Origin of the sequence: Streptomyces sp. NBC_00223 (assembly GCF_036199905.1) — a bacterium.
Taxonomy (GTDB): domain Bacteria; phylum Actinomycetota; class Actinomycetes; order Streptomycetales; family Streptomycetaceae; genus Actinacidiphila.
In genome coordinates this window covers 4,740,769-4,760,966 of sequence record NZ_CP108109.1, presented here as the reverse complement: position 1 = coordinate 4,760,966, position 20,198 = coordinate 4,740,769, and the positions used below count along the sequence as shown (strand labels likewise).

At 72.5% G+C, this 20,198-nt stretch carries 14 protein-coding genes; all 14 read right to left on the bottom strand.

All coding sequences use genetic code 11. The features are described from left to right. Positions 1–62: 62 nt before the first annotated feature. The 14 genes from OHA30_RS20140 to OHA30_RS20075 all read right to left on the bottom strand — a co-directional run bounded on the left by OHA30_RS20140 (position 63) and on the right by OHA30_RS20075 (position 20,121). The gene (locus OHA30_RS20140; RefSeq protein WP_328915254.1) at positions 63–2,030 is read right to left on the bottom strand and encodes an FAD/NAD(P)-binding protein; all 1,968 of its coding nucleotides are present in this window, start codon (positions 2,028–2,030) and stop codon (positions 63–65) included. A 318-nt stretch (positions 2,031–2,348) separates the two neighbouring features. After that, on the bottom strand, positions 2,349–3,593 hold the full coding sequence (locus OHA30_RS20135; RefSeq protein ID WP_328915253.1) for a benzoate/H(+) symporter BenE family transporter: 1,245 nt from the start codon (positions 3,591–3,593) through the stop codon (positions 2,349–2,351). A 518-nt stretch (positions 3,594–4,111) separates the two neighbouring features. Next, positions 4,112–4,540: a DUF3099 domain-containing protein gene (locus OHA30_RS20130; protein WP_328915252.1), complete on the bottom strand. Its 429-nt coding sequence runs from the start codon at positions 4,538–4,540 to the stop codon at positions 4,112–4,114. A gap of 275 nt (positions 4,541–4,815) precedes the next feature. Beyond that, on the bottom strand, positions 4,816–5,058 hold the full coding sequence (locus OHA30_RS20125) for a DUF6059 family protein (RefSeq protein ID WP_328915251.1): 243 nt from the start codon (positions 5,056–5,058) through the stop codon (positions 4,816–4,818). A 297-nt stretch (positions 5,059–5,355) separates the two neighbouring features. Continuing rightward, a complete protein-coding gene (gene qcrB, locus OHA30_RS20120; protein ID WP_328915250.1) occupies positions 5,356–7,155 on the bottom strand; it encodes a cytochrome bc1 complex cytochrome b subunit in 1,800 nt (599 codons plus the stop codon). Then, the gene (locus OHA30_RS20115) at positions 7,152–7,778 is read right to left on the bottom strand and encodes a TetR/AcrR family transcriptional regulator (protein WP_328915249.1); all 627 of its coding nucleotides are present in this window, start codon (positions 7,776–7,778) and stop codon (positions 7,152–7,154) included. The genes qcrB and OHA30_RS20115 overlap by 4 nt, the downstream gene beginning before the upstream one ends. Before the next feature lie 283 nt (positions 7,779–8,061). Then, complete coding sequence (locus tag OHA30_RS20110) at positions 8,062–9,396, bottom strand: protoporphyrinogen/coproporphyrinogen oxidase (protein WP_328915248.1); 1,335 nt, start codon at positions 9,394–9,396, stop codon at positions 8,062–8,064. A gap of 22 nt (positions 9,397–9,418) precedes the next feature. Further along, positions 9,419–11,044: a class I adenylate-forming enzyme family protein gene (locus tag OHA30_RS20105; protein ID WP_328915247.1), complete on the bottom strand. Its 1,626-nt coding sequence runs from the start codon at positions 11,042–11,044 to the stop codon at positions 9,419–9,421. A gap of 137 nt (positions 11,045–11,181) precedes the next feature. Further along, positions 11,182–13,440: an MMPL family transporter gene (locus tag OHA30_RS20100; RefSeq protein ID WP_328915246.1), complete on the bottom strand. Its 2,259-nt coding sequence runs from the start codon at positions 13,438–13,440 to the stop codon at positions 11,182–11,184. Between the two features lie 37 nt (positions 13,441–13,477). Next, positions 13,478–14,479: an alpha/beta hydrolase gene (locus OHA30_RS20095; RefSeq protein ID WP_328915245.1), complete on the bottom strand. Its 1,002-nt coding sequence runs from the start codon at positions 14,477–14,479 to the stop codon at positions 13,478–13,480. A 77-nt stretch (positions 14,480–14,556) separates the two neighbouring features. Beyond that, on the bottom strand, positions 14,557–16,062 hold the full coding sequence (locus OHA30_RS20090) for an FAD-dependent oxidoreductase (protein WP_328915244.1): 1,506 nt from the start codon (positions 16,060–16,062) through the stop codon (positions 14,557–14,559). After that, positions 16,053–17,138: an NAD-dependent epimerase/dehydratase family protein gene (locus OHA30_RS20085; protein WP_328915243.1), complete on the bottom strand. Its 1,086-nt coding sequence runs from the start codon at positions 17,136–17,138 to the stop codon at positions 16,053–16,055. Before OHA30_RS20085 ends, OHA30_RS20090 begins: the two co-directional genes overlap by 10 nt. After that, complete coding sequence (locus OHA30_RS20080) at positions 17,135–18,379, bottom strand: nucleotide sugar dehydrogenase (protein WP_328915242.1); 1,245 nt, start codon at positions 18,377–18,379, stop codon at positions 17,135–17,137. Before OHA30_RS20080 ends, OHA30_RS20085 begins: the two co-directional genes overlap by 4 nt. Before the next feature lie 125 nt (positions 18,380–18,504). Beyond that, on the bottom strand, positions 18,505–20,121 hold the full coding sequence (locus tag OHA30_RS20075; RefSeq protein ID WP_328915241.1) for an AMP-binding protein: 1,617 nt from the start codon (positions 20,119–20,121) through the stop codon (positions 18,505–18,507). Between the last annotated feature and the right edge of the window lie 77 nt (positions 20,122–20,198).

Below are 20,198 nucleotides of genomic sequence, written 5' to 3'. Positions count from 1 at the left end.
CCCCGGCACAGGGTCGAGGACGTACTCCTCCGTGCTCTGGCGTGACGTGGTCACCGGTGCTCCTAGCGGATGGGCAGGGGTCGGACCCGCGCGGTGTCGGACCCGGCCACCGCGGCGGCGAGGCCCAGCACGGCGAGCGCGATGGCGTCGGAATCGCCCAGCGTCACCGAGTTGACGCCGGGACGCACCCCCGCGGCGGTCACCCAGTGCACGGACTCGGTGGGGACGCCGTAGGCGAACCGGCGCGGATGAGGCGTGCCGTCGCCGCGTATCACCTGGTACGGCCGCTCGGTGACCGCCAGGCCGCCGGTCTGGTAGTCGCCCAGCTCGGGGTCCGGGATCGTGTACGGGCGGCACTGCCCGGTGTCGAGCAGGTCGCGCAGCAGCGGGTCGGTGGTCCGGCGCAGGTCGATGTCCGGCAGCCGCGCCTCGATGAGCGCGGTGACCCGGACCATCGAACCCGGCACGGCCCTCGACTCGACGGTGAAGACGCCCTGTTCCTCGTCGGGCGTGACCCGCATGTCGGGCCCGAGCACGTCCAGCACGCCCGCCTCCATCAGCGCGATCATCTGCTCGACGCGCAGGGCGGGCGGCCCGATGGACAGGAAGGCGTTGAGCGGGGTGTACCAGCGCTCCAGGTCGTCCCGGTGCGAGCGCCCGGTGAGGCCGCCGTGGTCGACCACGAGCCGCACCTCGTTGCGCAGGTCGCGCAGCACGTCCAGGGCCGCCTTGACCGGGCCGTCGATGTTTCCCTCCTCGGCGGCGACGAGGTCGTCCCGCAGCAGGCCGAGCAGCCAACCGCGGTAGTCCGCCGGGGAGTCGAAGGTACGGCCGGCGTACGGCCGGGCGATCCGGTCCCAGTCCCACCGGTCGTCCGCGCCGATACCGAAGGCGTCGAGCACCCCCGTCTCCTCGGCCGAACCGCCGGGAGCGTCCAGATAGCGCGTACGGAACCGGTCCACCTCGCAGGTGCACTCACGCCGGGCCAGCAGCGCGCTGTAGTAGACCGTCTCGGCCTCCTTGGCGACGATCGGCCACAGGTCCCGGCGGAAGTCCAGCCCGCCGTCGGTCTTGCGCAGCGTCTCGATCGTCGCGGGGTTGAGGATCAGCGGCTCGTGCCGCCCGTGCGCGCCCTTCTGGTTGCGGCCGCGCGACTGGTACGGCAGGCCGCGCCGCGACGACGCGTACAGCCGCGGCTCCAGGCCGGAGGGCCGGTAGCGCAGGGTGCCGTCGTCGGCGCGGACGAAGGCGCCGCCGCGGCCGAGGGTGAGCAGCGCCAGGTGGTCGAAGAAGTTGAGGCCGAGGCCGCGCAGCGCGACCGGCTGTCCGGGGGTCAGCGCGGACAGATCGGTGTCGGCGGGGTTCTCCGGGCGCAGATACGTCAGTCCGCGGGCGACGGCGAAGGCCGCGAGCGCGCGCTCGTCGGCGCCGGGTTCGACCGGCAGGTGGCCCTGGGCGAGCACGACGGCGTGCAGGCCCGGAATCGAGGTGCCGTCGTCGAGCGTGACGACCTGCCGGCCGTCGCCCTCGTCGCGCAGCCGCGCGGCCCGGCAGGGGTGCACCTCCACCCGGATGTTCGCGGGCGCGTCGCGTACCACCCGGCGGAACGCCCAGTGCAGGTAGTGACCGTAGAAGCCCCTGGTGGGGTACGAGTCGGGGGTCAGCGCGCAGGCTTCGGTGTAGACCTCTTCCGGGTACTCCCAGCCGTGGTCCAGCAGGCCGAGCGGGCCCATCAGCCGCAGGAACGACGCCCATTCGTACAGGCTCGGCCCCGGCCTGAGCACGCCGGCCATCTCGACGGTCGTGTCGGTGAAGATCGTCACCTGCGAGCTGACGGTGTTCATCAGCAGCTGGGGAGGCTGGTCGGTGCGCCACACCGCGCCGGCGCCGGGGGGCCGGTCGTCCACCACGTGGACGACCAGTTCGGTGCCGGCCAGTTGCTCGTATCCGTTCGCGCACAGCCGCTCCAGGACGGAGAGGCCACGCGGGCCGGCGCCGATGATGCAGACCTCGATTGTTCCTTCGCTCACGTGAATGTCTCCGTCTCCGGTTCCACGGTGCCGTCGGGATCGGTCAGACGCCCAGGTCCTCGCGGTCGGGGTGGCGCGGCCGGCGCGGCCCGCCGGCCGTCGCGGCCGCCGGCGGTCGGGAGGCCAGGGGCGCCGGCGTCGCCGCGCTCCGGCGCCGGGGCGCGCGGCAGCGGGATGAACGTCGTGTGGCGCGGCATGGTCGTCCCTCGGTAGCGTCCGGCCACCGTGCGGCAGCGGCTGCGCCCAGCATCGTCGGTGGGTGCTAAAGCGGTGCTTGCAGCAGGTCCGGGCGCCGGGGCGGGCCCCGGCGGGGTGCGGTCAGCGCCGGTCCGCGGCGGGCGGCTCCGGTACGGACGGCTGCCGGGCGGCGGGCTGCCGGGCGGACGGCGTTACGGCGGGTGCGGGCGCCGGTACGGGCACGGGCGCCCGGGGCAGCAGGAAGTGGACCGCCAGGCCCACCAGCAGGCCCCAGAACGGCGAGCCGATCTGCCAGGCGCTCACGCCCGACGCGGTGGTCAGGAAGGCCGCCACACCGGCGGTCGCGTCGGCGGAACCGGTCAGCGTCGTGGTCATCGCCGAGGCGAAGGTGCCGAGCAGCGCCAGACCGGCCACCGCCTGGAAGAGCAGCGCGGGCGCGGCCCCCAGCAGGACGGCGAACATCCCGGCGGCGGCGCCGAACACCAGATAGGCCGCGCCCGCGCTGAGCGAGGCGATCCAGCGTTTGCGGGGGTCGGCGTGGCTGCCGGGGCCGACCATCAGCGCGGCCGTGCTCGCGGCGAGGTTGAGGCTGAACGCCCCGCTGAACGAGCCCAGCGCGGTGGCCGTCCCGCCGGCCAGCAGGACCGACCGGGTGGGCGGCCGGTAGCCGTAGTGGGCGAGCACGGCCAGGCCCGGTACGTTCTGGGACGCCATGGTGACGATGTACAGCGGCAGGGCGAGTCCGACGAGCGCGCCGACACTGAACGCGGGCAGGGTGAACGTCGGTTCCGGCAGTACGGTGGCGGCCGTCAGGTGCGGCAGCGGGCGTTCGACGAGCACGACGGCGATCGCGGTGAGCAGCGCCAGCGGGACCTGCCAGCGGCGGGCCCAGCGCAGCGCCAGCGCCCACACGACGAGTACGGGTCCGGCCAGGTCGGGCATCGTCGCCACGGCCCGGATCGGCGCGAGGCACAGCGGGAGCAGGATGCCGGCCAGGATCGCGGTCGCCACGCCCGGGGGAATCGCGGCCAGCGCGCGCCGGACCCGTTCGGACGCGCCGCTCACCGCGTAGCTGACGCCCGCGACGGCGAATGCGCCGACCGCGTACCGGTATCCGCCGGAGTGCCCGCCCACCGCGGCGAGCATGGCCGCGCCCGGGGTGGACCAGGCGATGCTGATCGGCTGGCGGTGGCGCACGGCGAACCACGCGGACAGCAGGCCCATCGCGACGCACAGCGTCAGCAGCGCGGACACCGCCTGCCGGCTGTCGGCCCCCACCGCGTGCAGCCCGGTGAGCACGAGCGCGAACGATCCGGCGAAGCCGACCACCGCGGCCACCACCCCAGCACTGACCGCCTGCGCCACCCCACCGCCATCGCCCCCGGCAGGGTCGGCGGTCGGTGCCAGGCCCGGGGCCCCGGCCGGCCCCGAACTCGGAACCGCGGAGTTGGCGGCCTCAACGGCCCCCGCCGGGGCCCGGCCTGCGGCCGGGGTCGGGCCCTGCGTCGGGGCCGGGGACGCGATCGGGCCCGGGCCAGCAGGCGTGGCCTGAGAGATACCAGGCGGCTCAGCCGAACTCCGTTCCGGCACGCCGAGGTTGCCAGGACCGACAGCCCGTGCCGGGTCAACGGCCTCCGCCGGGCCCGCGACCGCGACCGGTGTCGGGCTCGGCCCCGCAGGTACGACCTGCGGCGAATCCGGGGGCAGGGCCCGGCTCGGAGCCACTGGGCAGCCAGGGCCCACGGCCTGTACCGGGTCAACGGCCCCCGCTGGGGCCGGGCCTGCGGCCTGGGTCGGGGGCCTGATCGAGACCGCGTCCGCGGCCGGGTCTGGGGCCTGTGTCCGAGGCGTGGGGGGTGGCGGGGTTGGGGGCGGGCCGGAGGTCAGCATGCTTCGTCCCAGCGGATGACGCGGCCCTCCAACGGCGCCGCCGGCGGGACCTGGGCCTCGGGGTCGGGCGACGGGGGCGGGCCCGGCACGACGGCGGTCGGGGTGTGCACGACCACCTCGGTCGACGCGGCCCGGGGGCCACCTGCGGACGCCGGGACGGCGGCCGGTCCCGAAGAGGGCCTCGCGCGACCGCCGTTGGCGAACACCACCGCGACGAACGGAATGACCGCACCGCCCGCCAGCATGATCAGCGCGAGCACCCGCAGACTGTGCCAGCACGCCACTCCGGCGGCCAGACACGCCACCCGCACCACCATGGCGAACATATAGCGCCGCTGACGGCCGTGCACATCCTCGCTCAGACTCGGCCGCGCGCTGGTGATGCGCTCCACGGCTCGGCGCGAGGGGAGGTGTCTGCGCATGGGATCACCTTTCGCGGTCCCCTCGGGCGCCGTCCCGTCGGGCGCCGCGCCGAAGGGAGTCGGTTGCGGGAGCGGTCGAGCCGGCCGGATGCGACCCGGACCGTCCCCGGAGGTCCGGCCCCCTCGACCCGCGTGGGCGACCCGTCGAGCCGACGGCGACCGGACGGCCGTCCGGTCGCCTTCCGTACCCGCGCCGCCGGACCACCCGGCGGGGGTCCGGCCGATCCGGCGGCGGAGGCTGCGGAAGGGGCACGAGAAGTCTGCGCGGTCCCCCCTTAAGCCCGGCTAAGGCGCGGAGTGTCCTCCTGGTCGGCGGCCAGCTGCCGCCACAGCGCCCGCTGCTTTCTGGGCATGCGCGCGTCCGGGTTCCAGCGCTCGGGGTGGCCGGGGGCCGGGCCGCCCGACGCGGCGGCGACCGCCTCCGCGATCGGCAGGTCCGGCGTGGGGACGGGCACCCAGATCCTGCCGACCGCCGCCAGCCCGTCGACAAACTGCCAGTACCTGCTCGCTTTGCTCATCGTGGCCCTCCACAATCCTGGGCGGTGCTCCTCACCGCATGCGGAGTGTGCGGCCCGGCGGCCGGACGGGTGTTATAGCAACGCCCCTGACAGCCCTATGGCAAAGGCCCGTCGACCGGCTGCCCGCGGGCCGCCCGAAGCCGTACGGCCGCCCGCAGAGGCCGGAACGCCGCGGGCCCGGTGGCCGCCCCGCAGACGCGGGGACCACCGGGCCCGGACACGGCGGCACCCGGACCCGCTCACCGGGCCCGGGTGCCGCCGAGCGTGCTGCCACGCAAGGCGTCCAGAAGGAGACGGCTACTCGGGCGACCCCGACTCCCGGCCGTGCTCCGCGGGAACGCCGCTCTCCTCGCGCGCCGCGGGGACCACCGCCACGGCGGTCGGCGAACCGCCGTCCGTCCCCTGGCCGTTCAGAGCCGCGTGACCGTTCGCGTGGCCGTTCACCTGACCGTTCCCATGACCGTTGAGGTGCCCGTTCGCGTGCCCGTTGTGGGACAGGGCCTCGTGGTACTCCGCCCGGGTCGGCGGCTCGACCTGGTTGCCGTACAGCCAGCGGCTGAGCCGGTACCGTACGCGGTCGCGCCGCAGATTCGGGTTGCGGACGCCGTCGATCTCGGCGACCGGCTTCGGCAGCGGCTTGACGACCTCGCGGGAGACCAGGGTGAAGACGGACTGGGTCGGCAGCGGCGCGTGGATCTCGATGTACTCGCCGTGCGGCAGCCGGTGGATCATGCCGGTCTCCCGGCCGTGCAGGACCTTGTCGCGGTCGCGCCGCTGGAGGCCCAGGCAGATCCGCCGGGTGGCGATGTACACCAGCGGCGGCACCACGAAGACGGTGACCCGGACCACGTTGGTGATCTCGTTGATGGACAGGTGGAAGCGGTCGGCGAGAATGTCGTTGGCACCGCCGAAGAGCAACAGCAGATACAGCGCGCACCAGGCGACGCCGAACGCGGTCCGCGTCGGGTGGTCGCGCGGCCGGTCCAGCAGGTGGTGCTCACGGCGGTCCCCGGTGACCCAGGACTCCAGGAACGGCCACAGCAGCAGCACACCGGCCATCAGGCCCGGCACCACCATGGCGGGCACCAGGATGTTCAGGGCGAGGGTATGGCCGAACGCCTCGATCTCCCAGTTCGGGAAGATGCGCAGCGCGCCTTCGAGGAAGCCCATGTACCAGTCGGGCTGCGAACCGGCCGAGATCTGGTCCGGGCGATAAGGGCCGAACAACCAGATCGGGTTGATCTGGACCAGCGCCGCGCTGGCCACGATGACACCCAGCACCAGGAAGAAGAAGCCGCCCGCCTTCGCCACGTACACCGGCAGCAGAGGCTGGCCCACCACGTTCTTCTCGGTGTGGCCCGGGCCGGGGAACTGCGTGTGCTTGTGGACACCGACCATCACGACGTGCACCACGACCATGCCGAGCAGGATGCCGGGCACCAGCAGGATGTGCACGGAGTAGAGCCGGCCGATCACGTCGTGGCCTGGGAACTCCCCGCCGAACATGAAGGACGACAGATACGAGCCGACCAGCGGCATGGCGAGCACGACGCCTTCGGCGATCCGCAGACCCGTACCGGAGAGCAGGTCGTCCGGCAGCGAGTAGCCGGCGAAGCCCTCAAGAATGAGCAGGATCAGCATCACGAAGCCGATGACCCAGTTCAGCTCACGGGGGCGGCGGAACGAGCCGGTGAAGAAGTGCCGCAGCAGATGGCAGCAGGTGGCCCCGATCATGATCAGGGCGGCCCAGTGGTGGATCTGGCGGACCATCAGGCCGGCCCGGACGTCGAAGCTGATCCGCAGGGTCGACTCGTACGCCTCGGACATGTGCACGTTGTGCATGGGCAGGTACGAGCCGTGGTAGACGACCTCGTTCATGCCCGGCTTGAAGAACAGCGTGAGGTAGATGCCCGTGAGGATCAGGATGATGAAGCTGTAGAGGGCCATCTCGCCGAACATGAAGGACCAGTGTTCGGGGAAGACCTTGCGGATCAGACCCTTGGCCTTGTAGATGCCGAGGCGCCCGTCGAGGTATTCGGCGACTTTCTCGCCGCCGGACACCGAGGACCTGGACGCGCTGGATTCGAGGTTGCTCATGCCGGGCTGCTTCCGGAGGGCGCGCCGGTCTCCGGTCGGGGAGCCAGACCGCGCAGGGCGTGTTCGGTGAGCGAGTCCGCCAGATCGGCGGTGAGCGGACCGGTGTTGAGAAGCAACCGGAACCAGATCGGGCCGAAGACCATGTCGACGGCCGTGTTCAGGTCCAGGTCCGTCCTCAACTGGCCCTGCTCCTGAGCCAGTTCGAAACGGGCGCGGGCGGCGGCGCGGTTGGGGCCGAAGACGTGCTTGAGGAAGAAGCCGGCCAGCCGCTGGTCACGCGACGCCTCGGCGGTCAGCGCCACCAGATGCGGTCCGATGTGCGGGTCGGCGAACACCTCGATCGTGGCGGCCAGTTGCGCGCGGAGGTCCACGGTCAGATCGCCGGTGGCGCCGAAGGTCATCCGGGGTGCGACCGAACCCAGCAGCGCCTCGGCGACCAGCAGCTTCCGGTCCGGCCACCGACTGTGCAGGGTCTCCACGTCCACCCCGGCTCGGGCGGCGATGTCGGAGATGTCGAACTCGTGGAAAGCCCTCTCACGGCACAGTGCCAGCGCCGCGTCGACGGCCGACTCCCGCCATCGCCCCGAATCCGTGGCCGTGGGGGCCTGCTCCAGATTGGTCATGCCATCGAATATAGGAAGGCCCCGCACCAGCGACGGCAGTCCGCCGATGGCAACATCTTGCCATGCAGGAACTCTCCTCAGTGGATGCTTAGCCCGACATTTCCCACACCGCACCGACATCACCCGGTCCGTCAACGCCGAACGCCCCGGCCGGAGTTCGGCGCGGGGCGTTCAGGCAGGGCGAAGCGGCGCCCGTCACGGCGGCGCCGGCATCGGGCGGGGCCGGGTCGGGTCGGGAAGGGTCGGGAAGGGTCGGGAAGAGCGGGGCCGGGAAGGATACGCGTCAGCGTTCCAGCAGCGCCCTCACCCTCGGCACCGCGAGGTCGGCGGAGGCGATCGCGGCCTCGCTGCTCGGCCGCAGATAGACCCAGTCTCCGGCGTACTCGATCGGGCTGGGGTCGCGCCGGACGAACGCCCCGCGCAGCGCGAGCGACTTGGGCGGCGCCTCCGGCAGCGCGTCGCGCCAGCGGATGACGTCGGTGCCCACGCACGCCTCCCGCAGTCCGTCGACGAGCTGCCGCTCACCCTCCTCCAGCACCATCCGGGAGACCTCCTCGTCACTGGCGTCGAGGAGTTCCGGCACCCGGTGCGGCGCGATCAGCAGCGAGATCAGTCCCTTGCCCGCGGGGGCGCGCTCCGGGCACTTGTTGTGCTCCACCGTGCAGCCGACCAGCAGCGGACTCTCGCCGCGGGCCAGCAGCGCCGCGTACAGCTTCGGACCCATCCGGCGGCGGCGCGGTTCGAGCGGCCGGTCGAGCATGCAGGCCACCCGCATCACGGAGGAGAACGTCGAGGAGTGCAGGAAGTCGCTCTCCACGGCGGGCGCGTCCGGGTACACGTCGGGGATCTGCGGCGACGGCAGGGTCAGCACCGCGGCGCGCGCGGTCACCTCGCTGCCGTCGGCGCAGCTGATCCGGGCGCCGGCGCCGTCCCGCCGTACGTTGACCACCCGCCGGCCGAGGTGGACCGTCAGGTTCTTCGCCAGCGTGCGGGCCATCGTGTCCTGGCCGTGGCGGTAGGTGCGCCAGCGCAGGATGCCACGGGTGCCCTGCACGATGGCCATCAGCGGCGCGGCGCCCGAGCGTTCGGGTATCCAGCCGAACGCCGAGGCGGAGATCGGCTCCAGCATGTGGTCGACGAGATCGGGGTGGTACTTCTGGCCCAGTTCGGTGACGGTCATCGTGCCGAGGACCGACTCCTCGATCCGCTCGGGGTCCAGGGCGCCGGGCTTGCCGGTGTGCGCCATCATCCGCAGCATCTGGAACCAGGCGCCCGGGGACAGACCCGCGCGGGTCAGCACGGACTTCGGGTGACCCATCCACGGATACGCCCGGCCGCCGCGCCACAGCGCCACCGGAGGGCGGATCCGGTGCACGTCGCCGGACTCCTCCAGGCCCAGTTCACGGATCATCCGCCAGGTGGCGGGATAGCCGTACGGGGCCAGGGTCTCGGCGCCGCGGTCGATGACGTATCCGTCGATACGGCCGCAGCGCATCCGGCCGCCGGCCTCGGACTCGGACTCGAAGAGTTCGACCCGGTAACCGGCCTGTGCCAGCTTGTGGGCGGTGACCAGTCCGGCGATGCCGGCGCCGATCACCGCGACGTCCAGATCTGTCATGATCGTCTCCCCTTTCGGCGGGTCATGTCCACCGGCCGGTGCCGACCGCGGCGCTGGTGCCCAGCAGTTGTTCACGGAGTTCCAGCCGGCGCACCTTCCAGGTGGCGGTACGCGGCACCTGCTCCCACGGGACCAGCAGCGGCTCGGCGAGCGGCGGCAGGTCCTCGGTGGCGCGCTTCCAGTCCGCCGGGTCCAGCTCGTTGTCGCGCATGCACAGCACCGGGATCGGGTCCTGGTCGGGAACGCCGAGCAGGGTCACGTCGATCGCCCGCTCCAGCCGGTCGAGCAGGACGCTCTCCAGCTCGATGCTGCTGCCGCCGGGGATGGTGTCGACCTCCCGGTCCTCCAGCCGCATCCGGCCCAGCCAGCCGCGGGTGCCGACGTCACCGGTGTTCCACCACTCGCCGTCGACCTTCTCGGTGTGCCGGTCCTCCTCGCCCAGGTAGGTGATGCAGCGCGCCCGGGTGGAGACCATCAGGATGCCGGGCTTCCCGCGCGGCTGGCGCCGCCCGGTCAGCGGGTCGACGACCCGGACCTTGGCCAGGAAGGGCACGGTCCAGCCGATGTCGTTGGTGACGGAGGTCGGCTTGTCGGTCTTGGCGATGCTGCGGCGGGTGAAGAAGGCCGCGCACACGGGACCGACCTCGCTCTGCCCCCAACTCTGGCCCCAGATCGGGTGCTTGGTCTTGCTCGCGCCGAGGAACTTGCGCACGGTACGGGGGTGCACCGCGTCGAAGGTGCCCACGTACAGCCGTACCTGCTCGAAGAGTTCGGGGCGGTTGTCGGCCAACTCCTCCCAGCGCTGGAAGATGTTGGGGCACGCCTCCAGGGTGGTCGGGCGGTGCTCGGCCAGGGCGCGGGCGGCGTTGTCCAGGCTCGGGTCGGAGATGATCGACAGCGCGGTGGGCGCCAGCGTGAGCTGTCCTGCGGTCCAGGAGACCGAGCGGGCGTGGGCGTAGGTGAAGGACGTGCCGACCACGTCGGTACGGCGGCTGGCGACCACGGGGAAGCGGATGGTCTCCATGCGGGCGCCGGCACCGAGGATGGTGGAGCCGGAGTTGACCACGAGCTTGGGCACACCGGTGGTGCCCGAGCTGTGGGTGATGATCATCGGCTCGTCGTCGGGGCGGAAGTTCACCGGGGCGGTGGGCGAGCCGAGCAGATCGCTCAGCGGGATCGTGCCCTCGGGCGCCTCCGGGGCCGTGGGGTCGAGGCTGGGGACGGCGATCGTACGGATGCCGGGCTCGGCGAGGGTGGTGCCGGCCTTCGCGGCCCGCTGGAGCATGGTGGTGCTCGCCACCAGCAGGTCGGGGCGGAGGTTGCGGAGCATCCCCTGCACCGAGGCGAGCGAGGCCAGCGGGGCCAGTTCGGCCGGCAGCGCCCCGATCCTGGCCGCCGCCGCGGTCAGGATGAGCATGTCGAAGTGGTTGTCCTTGACGATGCCGACCTTCTGGCCGCGCCGCAGACCGGCCGCGTAGAGCCAGTTGCTGGCCTGGTGGACCAGGTCGGCCAGGGCGGCGCCGTCGTAGCGGGTGCCGCCGTCGGGGGCGATGTCGAAGGGGCGGTCCAGGAGCATGACCGTCTGGCGGCGCGCTTCGGCGTGCCGGTCGAAGACAAGGCCGATATTGGTCGGCCGTGATGCACCCATGAGGTCTCCCTATGGTGTGTGGGCGGCCCGTCGGGCCGTTCTGTAGGCGTTGCAAGACCAGAAGGGGTGCGGACCGCGCGTCCCGCGGTGCTGGTCCGCGGGACGCGCGGTCCGCCGGGTACCGGCCGACCGGAGTGCTACCGCAGGCTGCTCTGGGCCCGCGCGGCCGGGGCGGGAGCGGCGCCCTGCGCCGCGGCGGGTTCGAAGCTGTCCGGACCGTCGCTCTCGTGCAGACCGAACTTCTGGTGAAGGGCGCGCAGCGGCTTGGGCGCCCACCAGTTGGCCCGGCCCATCAGCTTCATCAGCGCGGGCAGCAGAACGCCGCGGATGAGCGTGGCGTCCATGAGGATCGCCAGCGGCAGACCGACGCCGATCGCCTTCATGTAGCTGATGCCGGAGGTGACGAGCACCAGGAAGACGATCGACAGCAGCAGCGCCGCGTAGGTGATGATCTTGCCGACCCGGCCGAGGCCCGCCACGACGGCCTGTTCGTTGTCGCCGGTGCGGTCGTACTCCTCCTTGATCCGGGCGAGCATGAAGACCTCGTAGTCCATCGACAGCGCGAAGGCGACTCCGAAGATCAGTACGGGCACGGTCCAGGTGATACCGCCGGTGACGATGAAGTCGCCGACCAGGCCCTTGAGATGGCCCTGCTGGAAGATGAAGACCAGGGCGCCGAAGGTGGCCGTCAGACTGCACCCGGTCAGCACCATCGCCTTGATCGGCAGCAGCACGCTCCCGGTGAGCAGGAACAGCAGCACGAACATCCCGACGAACAGGATGGCCGCCGCGATCGGCAGCCGGTGGGCCAGTGTGTGGAAGGTGTCGACGCTGGTCGCCGCCATACCGCCGACGATCACCTGGAACGGCGCCTTGGTGCCGCGCACGTGCGACACCAGCCGCTTGCCCTGGTCGGAGTACGGGTCCACCGTCGGCACGATCGACAGGTAGGTCGCCCGGCCGCTGGTGAAGCGGGCGTTGGCGTCCGTGGCGGGCGCCACCAGCCGGCCCTTGGCGTAGCTGCCGGTCGAGGCGTCGACCCGGGCCACGTCGGGCAGCGCGGACAGCCGCTGGGCGTAGTCGCCGACCGCGTCCGCGGAGGCGCCGCCGGTGTTGAGGGCGACGGCCTGGAGCGCCTGCTGCTCGTGGGTGTCGAAGTTCGTGGCGAGGACCTTGGCGACCGCGGCGGACTGCGAGGACGCGGGCAGCACGCTCTCGTCCGGCAGCCGCAGCTTCATCTGGAAGGCGGGCAGGCCCAGGACGACCACGACGATCACCGCGAGCAGCGCGGCGCCGACCGGGCGGCGCATCACTCCGCCGGCCACCCCGTGCCAGAACTTGCTGCCGTCGAGCGACGCCTCGGCCCGGCGGCGGCTCAGCCGCCCCTTGTCGACGCGCGGGCCGAGCCACTTCAGCAGCGCCGGGACCAGGACCACCGTGCACAGCGCGGCCAGCAGGGAGGTGGTGACGCAGCCGATCGCGAGCGAGGTGAACATCGTGAACGGCAGCACCAGCAGGCCGAGGAAGGCCACGGCCACGGTCAGCGCCGAGAACAGCGCGGTACGGCCGGCGGTCCGCATGGTGCGCCGCAGCGCGTCGTCGACGTCCCGGCCGCGCCGCAACTCCTCCCGGTAGCGGCTGACGAACAGCAGGCTGTAGTCGATGCCGAGACCGATGCCGAGGAATGTCGTGGTGTTGACGACCACGTTGGAGGTGTCCACGGCGAAGGTGAGGCCGAAGAGCACGCCCATCGACAGCAGCATCGCGCTGATCGCGACCGACAGCGGCAGCAGCGCGGCGACCGCGCTGCCGAAGACGATCATCAGGACGATCAGCACCAGCGGGAAGACGGTGCCGTCCGCCTTGGTGGCGTCCTTCGCGGACTGGGAGGTGTTCTCCTTCCACATCATCGCCGAGCCGCCGACCTTGACCTGAAGGCCGTCGACCGTGCCGTGGTAGTGGGAGTCGACGGTCTTGACCCGGTCGATGGCGTCGTCGAAGTCCCCGGTGATGCGGCCCAGGATCAGCGCCTGGTTGCCGTCCTTGCTGCGCAGCGCGGCCGCGTGGCCGGCCGTCCAGTAGGAGGTGACGTTGGTGACGTGCGCCTCGGCGGCGACCTTGTCGGCCAGGCGGGCACCGGCCGCCTCGGCGGTGGCGGAGTCCACGCCGCCGGGCGCGGTGACCACCATCACCAGATTCGGCTCGCCCTGCTTGAAGACCTTCTGCAGGGCGTCGGCGGCCTTCGACGACGCGGTCGTGGAGGACTCGTAGCCGCCCATGGTCAAGTGCTTCTGCAGTCCGCCGGCGGCGCCACCGGCCATGAAGACCAGCAGCAGCGTCACCAGGACCACGGCGCGCGGCTTACGGATGATCAGGCGTGCCCACCTGTCCAGCATGGGGGGTCCCTTCAACTCAACTTCAACGGCGGATCGGTCAGGCGGCGAGGTGCGCCCGGAGCCAGTCGTGGATCAACTGGTAGGTCCGCGGCGCGGTGCGGTGCAGGTTCAGCGAGTGGCCGGTGCCCGGCAGGACGTGCGTGGTCAGGCTCGCGCTGGAGGTGTAGAAGTCCTTCTCGAACTCCTCCACCGCCTCGGAGGTGGCCGCGAAGCCGACGTCGGCGCTGCTGAACAGGGCGTCGTGCTCGCCGACCACCAGCAGCACATGCGCGGTGATCGCGTTGGAGAACTCGCTGAGGTAGGTCTGCGGAAGGGACTCGCCCTCGCCGATGGTGGCCGTCGACTTCATCTGCTCGTTGTGCAGCGACAGTTCCTCGTCGATGCCCTCGGCGTACTCCAGCATCTTCGCCCGCAGGCCGGGCCGCTGGGTCATGTACCACTGCGGGAGGGAGGGGTCGGCCAGGACCGGGTCCTCACTGCCGGGGTGGAAGAAGTTGATCACCTCGTCGTACATCGGCGAGGTGGTGTGCAGCATGCCGGTGACCACCACGCCGTCGACGTCGGCGTGCCGGGCGGCGGCGACGATCGCCAGGCCGGCGCCGTAGGAGTGGCCGACGGACACCACGCGGGCGAAGGAGTGCCCGCCCGGGGTGCCCTCGCGCAGCGCGGCGACGATGGGCTTGAGGGTCTCCACATGGGTGTCGGCGGTGACCTCGTTGGCGGGCGGCCTGCTGCTGGCGCCGGTGCCGATCCGGTCGAGCAGCAGCACCGCGTACCCGGCGCGGACCATGTGGGCGGCGTAGTCGTACTCGCCGGGCACCTGCCAGTAGCGCCGGTCGTAGGTCAGGCCGGGGAGCAGCAGCTGTACGGTGTCGGCGCCGCCGGCCGGGATCAGCAGCTGGGCGCTGATCTTCCAGCGGGCCGACGGGTCGACGGAGGGGACCACCTCGAAGGTGATGTCCTCACGGACGATGTCCTGCCCGCTCCCGGTCGGGTCGGAGGCGGCGGGGGCGGAGCCGGGCGGCGGGTGGAGCGACATGGTGACGGTTCTCCTTCACACAGCGGTGGTACGGGGTCGGGTCGGTCGGCGGACGGGGTACGGCGGCGGGCCGGGCGTCAGCCGCCGGTCACGGAGGGGTGCTGGGTCGTCGGGGCCGGGTCGGCGGGCGCGGTCCCGGTCGTCGTGGTCCGGCGGGCGCGGGTCGCGTTCGCGCCGTGCGTGGTGCTGGGCGGCGCGGTGGGCGCCTGGCCCCGCGGGCCCCTGACGGCGGCGGCGATGACGCCCGGCCGGAAGACCGCGGTGGGCGCCGCGGTGAGCTGGGTGAGTTCGAGCAGGACCCGCGCGGCGGTGGGGTTGGTCGGGGCGGTCGCCGCGATCCGGCTGATGTAGCGCTGGCTCAGCCGGGTCACCAGGTCGGGCGGGCACGGTTCGGCGGCCCACGGGTACTGGAGGTCGACGCCGGTGGCGATCTGCCAGGCGGCCAGGATGTGCCGGGCCTGGGCGCGGCGCAGCCCGTAGGTGAGGGCGCGCGTGGTGCCGTGCCGGCCCAGGGCGTCGTCCAGCAGCAGCGCGCACTGCACGGCGACCGACATGCCCTGCCCGTAGGAGGGGTTGAAGCCCGCGGCGGCGTCGCCGAGGACGAGGAAGCCGTCGGGCCAGCGCCGCATCTTCTCGTAGTGGTGCCAGCGGTTCTCGGTGCGCCCGGAGCCGTGCACGGGGCCGAGCGGGGTGGCGTGCTCGATCGCCTCGTGCAGCACCGGGGAGCGCAGCGTCTTGGCGTACTCCAGGAAGCCCGCGTGGTCGGTGGGCGGGCGCTCGCCGCCGCTGGCGGAGAGCGACACCATCCACTTGCCGCCCTCGATGGGGTTGAGGATGCCCTGGCGCGGGGTGTCGGGGGTGGCCAGGATGAGCATGCACTTCCAGTCCGCGACGTGTCCCAGCGGCGGCGCGAACACCGTGGTGGCGTAGGCCGTCCTGGCGTCGACCACGGTCTCCGGCGCGGTGCCGTAGCCGAGTTCCTCCAGCCACTGCGGGGCCCGGGACTTGCGCCCGGCGGCGTCGACCACGAAGCCGGCCGGCAGGATCTCGGGGCGGGTCCACCCGGTCTCGGAGTCGGGCTCGCGGCGGCGCACCCACACACCGCTGACGGTGTCGTCGCGGCCGGCCCGCAGGGACACCGCCTCGGTCTGCTCCATGAAGGTGACCTTGGGGTGGTCCCGCAGCCGGGCGCGGAGCACCGAGTCGAGGGTGTCGCGGCTGCCGGTGAGCATCGTCAGGTCCGAGTCGAACCGCGGTATCCAGCCGCCCGGTCCGAACATCAGCATGTCCTGCGGCATGCGCACGGTCACCATGCCGTGGGTGTCCAGCTCCCGGGTGATGCCGGGCAGCAGCCGCTCAAGTCCCCGGTGCCCGGCGGCCATCAGATTGTGGGCGTGCCGGGACTGGGCGACACCGCGCCGCCAGACCGGGCCGTGCGGCAGCCGGTCGCGCTCGATGACGGTGACGTGGTCGAGGTGGTGGGCGAGTGCCGCCGCCGCGGCCATGCCGGCGAGGCTGGCGCCGATGACAACGGCCCGGCGCTCGCTGCCGTGTTCGTCGGCGGAACCTGAGATCAGTCGCATGGGTCGATGCCTCCTTGGTTCGGCGGGTGCGGAGCGGGCACCCGTCGCGCCGCCCCGGTCCGGGCGCGGTCGCCGTCCTGGGCGCCGTCGCCGGTGCGGGATCGGCCGGGCGCGGGCAGGCGCCCGCCCGAGCCGGTACGGCCCGGGGCCGTCTCGTCGAGCGCGGCGACGACGCCGGGCACGGCCTCCGTCAGACGGTGGCGCGGCCGCCACCCCAGCTCGGTGCGCGCGGCGCCGTTCGCGACGCGGTAGGACGTGGTCAGCGAAGCGGTCAGCGGCGCGCCCAGGGCCAGCTTCGCGGCGAGGGACGGCACCGAGCCGGTACGGGCGCCCGGCACATGGCGGGCGACCTCCTCGGCCAGTTCGCGCCAGGTCAGCGGGGTGTCGTCGACGAGGTTGTAGTGCCGGCCGGCCCGGCCGTGCTCCAGCGCCGCCAGATACCCGGCGGCCAGGTCCTCAAGGTGGACACAGCTGAAGTAGTTGCGCCCGCCGGCCACGTACCGCACGGTTCCCGACCGCGCCTGGTCGTAGAACGCGGTGCGGAAGTTGCCGCCCGGCCCGTAGACGAAGCCGACGACGACGGTCACCGCGTCCAGGCCGTGTTGTGCGGCGCCCTGCGCCAACTCGGCCATTCCGGCGGCGTGTTCACGGCCGACCGGGGACGGATTGAGCGGGGTGGCCTCGGTGATCCACTCCTCGCCGTGGTCGCCGTAGACGAAGGCGCCCGATGTGTAGACCAGCCGGGTGCCGCCGTCCCGGCAGGCGGCGGCCAGCGCGGTGCGCGCCACCCGCTCGGCCCGGTGCATCCGGGCCAGCGGGCGCGCGCCGAGCCGGGCCGGGGCGCGCAGTTGGGCGGTGTGCACCACGGCGTCGGCCCGCCGGGCCAGGTCGGTGTACGTCGGCGGGTCGGTGATGTCGCCGACCGCGACCCGCGCGCCCGCGCCGGCCGCCGCGATGGCCCGGTCGGGTGAGCGCACCAGCGCGGTGACGTCGTGGCCGGCCTCCAGCAGCGCGCGGCAGACGGCGCCGCCGACGAAGCCGTTGCCGCCGGTGACCAGAACTCGCCGCCCGGTCACAGCAGTTCCACATTCGCGGCGACCGGGAGCCGGCGGCGGCAGTCCAGTACGTAGGCGGCGTGCTCGGCGACCATGTCGTAGTCGAAGGCGTCGTGGTCGGTGAGCAGCACCACCGCGTCGGCCGCGGCGACCTCCTCGACGGTCAGGTCCACCCGGATCAGGCGTTCGCCCGTCGGCGTGTCCTCCACGACGTGCGGGTCGACCGCCCGTACCTCGGCGCCCAGCGCGAGCAGCGCCTCGGTGGCGCGCAGCGCGGGCGACTCCCGTGCGTCGCCGGTGTTGGCCTTGTAGGCGAGGCCCAGGACGAGGATGCGCGAGCCGTTGACCGCGAGACGGCGCTTGTTGAGGGCGGAGACCACCCGCTGGGTCACGTAGGTGGGCATGTGGTCGTTGACGTCGTTGGCCAGCTCCACAAAGCGGAAGCGGCGGCCGAGCGCCCGGTTGACCCGCCAGGACAGATAGACCGGGTCGACCGGCAGGCAGTGGCCGCCGACGCCGGGGCCGGGGGTGAAGCGCATGAATCCGAAGGGCTTGGAGGAGGCGGCGTCGATGGCCTCCCACACGTCGATGCCCAAGTCGCGGGCGAAGACCGCCAGTTCGTTGATGAGCGCGACATTCACATGGCGGAAGGTGTTCTCGACCAGCTTGGTCAGCTCGGCGGTCTTCGGCGAGGCCACCGGCACCGTGGTGTCGATGATCCCGCCGTAGAACTCGTCGACGGCCTTCAGCGAGTCGGGGTCGATGCCGGAGACGACCTTGGGCGTGTTCTTGAGCGTCCACGTGGTGTTGCCGGGGTCGATGCGCTCGGGGCTGTAGCCGAGGTGGAAGTCGCTGCCCGCGATGAGCCCCGAGTGCTCCTCCAGCAGCGGCGCGACCAGTTCCTCGGTGGTGCCGGGATAGGTGGTCGACTCCAGGACGACCGTGGAGCCCGGGCGGAGGTAGCGGGCCAGGATACGGGTGGCGGACTCGATGTGGCTGAGGTCGGGAACGCCCTCGCGCAGCGGCGTGGGCACGCTGATCACAGCCACGTCGAAGCCGTCCAACGCGCCCTCGTCCGTGGTCGGTTCATAGGTGCCGGCGGCCAGCACCCGGCTCAGGGCGTGCGAGGAAACGTCTTCCACGAACGACTCCGCCGCGCAGAGGCGCTTGATCCGGTCGGCGTCGACGTCGAATCCGACGACGTTGTGCCCCTGATCCGCGGCCAGCACGGCCAGCGGCAGGCCGACGTATCCCTGCCCCATTACGACGATCTTTGCCATCACCGATGTCCGTTCCGTGAGGAGTGCCAATGAGGAGGTGGAGTGTGGGGAGCCGTCGAGCTGCGGGCGGTGGTCGGCGTGCGGCGGCGCGGGTCGGCGGCGTCCGGTCAGGTCCAGCGGCCGGTGCCGTAGGTGGCCTGGGAGTGCAGCACCCGCTCGCGCAGATCGGCGCGGCGGACCTTCCAGGTGCCGGTGCGCGGGAAGTCCTCCCACGCGATGACGTGCGGGCGGGCGAGTTCGGGCAGGCCCGCGCTCGCGGTGCGCCACTCGTCCTCGGTCAGATCGGGCCCGGTCAGGCTGATCACGGGCACCGGCAGCCCGCCCGGGTCACCGAGCACGATCACCTCGGTGGCCCGCTCCAGCCGTTCCAGCAGCAGCGACTCCAGTTCGATACCGCTGGTGCCGGGGATGATGTCGACCTCGCGGTCGACGATGCGCAGCACACCGGTGCGCGAACGCACCCCGATGTCACCGGTGTTCCACCAGCCGTCCCACTTCTTCTCGCCGTGCCGGTCGTCCTCGCCCAGGTACGTCAGGCAGAGGCCCTTGGTGCGGACCAGGACGACGCCCTGCTGCCCGGACGGCACGGCGGCCCGGCTCTCCGGGTCCACCAGACTGACCTTGGTGACGAACGGGATCGGCCGGCCCACCGTGCTGGTGACCGGGTGCTCGGCCTTGGCCCCGCGCTCCAGCTTGCCGCGGGTGTAGAGCGCCATGGCGACGGGCCCGGTCTCGCTCTGCCCCCACACCTGGCCCCAGACCGGCATCCGCCGGCTGCTCACGCCCAGGAACTTGCGGACGGTCCGCGGGTGGATCGCGTCGAAGGTGTTGAGATACGCCCGCACGCCACTGAACAGGTGCGCGTGGGTGTCGACCAGCGGCTCCCAGCGCTGGTAGATGTTCGGGCACGCCTCGACGATGGTCGGCCGGTGCTCCTCCAGCGTCGCCTGCACGGTCTCCGGCTCGGAGCCGGAGAGCACCACCACCTTGCGCGGCGGCCGGGCGAGTTGGGCGAAGGTCCAGGTGATGGCGCGGCCGTGCACGAAGGCGATGGAGGACGCGAAGGTGTCCGAGGGCCGCACCGACAGACCCGGCAGCGGCATCGTCTCCATCTTGGTGAGCGCGCCGATCAGGGTGTCGGGCGAGTGCACGACCAGCTTGGGCACACCGGTCGTACCCGAGGTGTGGGTGCAGATCATCGGCTCGTCGTTGCCGCGCAGATCCATCACGGGCACATCGGCGCCGGCCAGGTCGCCCAGGCCGATCACGCCGGGGAACCGCGCCGGGTCGCCGTCCACCGCGATCACCGCGGTGTCGGGACCGGTCAGCTTGACCTGCTCCGCCGCCGCGGCGGCCAGCACCTCGGCGGACGCCACCAGCACCTTCGGCTCGAACCTGGCCATCATCGTGGCGAGCACCCCGGGGGCGTTGGTGGCCGAGATCATCGCCGGCAGGGCGCCGATCCGGGCCGCCGCGGCGGCGAGCAGCACCACGTCGTGGTGGTTCTGCTTGACGATCGCCAGCCGCTCGCCGCGGCGCAGCCCCGCCGCGTACAGCCGGCCGGACATGTCCGCCACGAGGCGGGCCAGCGCGCCCACGTCGTAGCTGCGGCCGGACTCAGGGGCGATGTCGAAGGGGCGGTCGAGGTGCCAGGTGGGGGTGGTGGCCCCGGCGTAGGTCTCGAACAGGCCACCGAGGTTCTTGTGCCGTTCGGAAGTGCTCATGGCAAGCCCTGTCTGTAGGTGGGGAACATGGACCCCGGCGGGAGGTCGGCGAAGGCGGGCGGGAGGGCGGGCGGGCA

Bases quoted from the DNA above. Each gene is read 5' to 3' on its own strand.
- OHA30_RS20130 (WP_328915252.1), bottom strand. From the start codon at position 4,540: ATGCGCAGACACCTCCCCTCGCGCCGAGCCGTGGAGCGCATCACCAGC.
- OHA30_RS20125 (WP_328915251.1), bottom strand. From the start codon at position 5,058: ATGAGCAAAGCGAGCAGGTACTGGCAGTTTGTCGACGGGCTGGCGGCG.
- qcrB (WP_328915250.1), bottom strand. From the start codon at position 7,155: ATGAGCAACCTCGAATCCAGCGCGTCCAGGTCCTCGGTGTCCGGCGGC.
- OHA30_RS20115 (WP_328915249.1), bottom strand. From the start codon at position 7,778: ATGACCAATCTGGAGCAGGCCCCCACGGCCACGGATTCGGGGCGATGG.
- OHA30_RS20110 (WP_328915248.1), bottom strand. From the start codon at position 9,396: ATGACAGATCTGGACGTCGCGGTGATCGGCGCCGGCATCGCCGGACTG.
- OHA30_RS20105 (WP_328915247.1), bottom strand. From the start codon at position 11,044: ATGGGTGCATCACGGCCGACCAATATCGGCCTTGTCTTCGACCGGCAC.
- OHA30_RS20100 (WP_328915246.1), bottom strand. From the start codon at position 13,440: ATGCTGGACAGGTGGGCACGCCTGATCATCCGTAAGCCGCGCGCCGTG.
- OHA30_RS20095 (WP_328915245.1), bottom strand. From the start codon at position 14,479: ATGTCGCTCCACCCGCCGCCCGGCTCCGCCCCCGCCGCCTCCGACCCG.
- OHA30_RS20090 (WP_328915244.1), bottom strand. From the start codon at position 16,062: ATGCGACTGATCTCAGGTTCCGCCGACGAACACGGCAGCGAGCGCCGG.
- OHA30_RS20080 (WP_328915242.1), bottom strand. From the start codon at position 18,379: ATGGGGCAGGGATACGTCGGCCTGCCGCTGGCCGTGCTGGCCGCGGAT.
- OHA30_RS20075 (WP_328915241.1), bottom strand. From the start codon at position 20,121: ATGAGCACTTCCGAACGGCACAAGAACCTCGGTGGCCTGTTCGAGACC.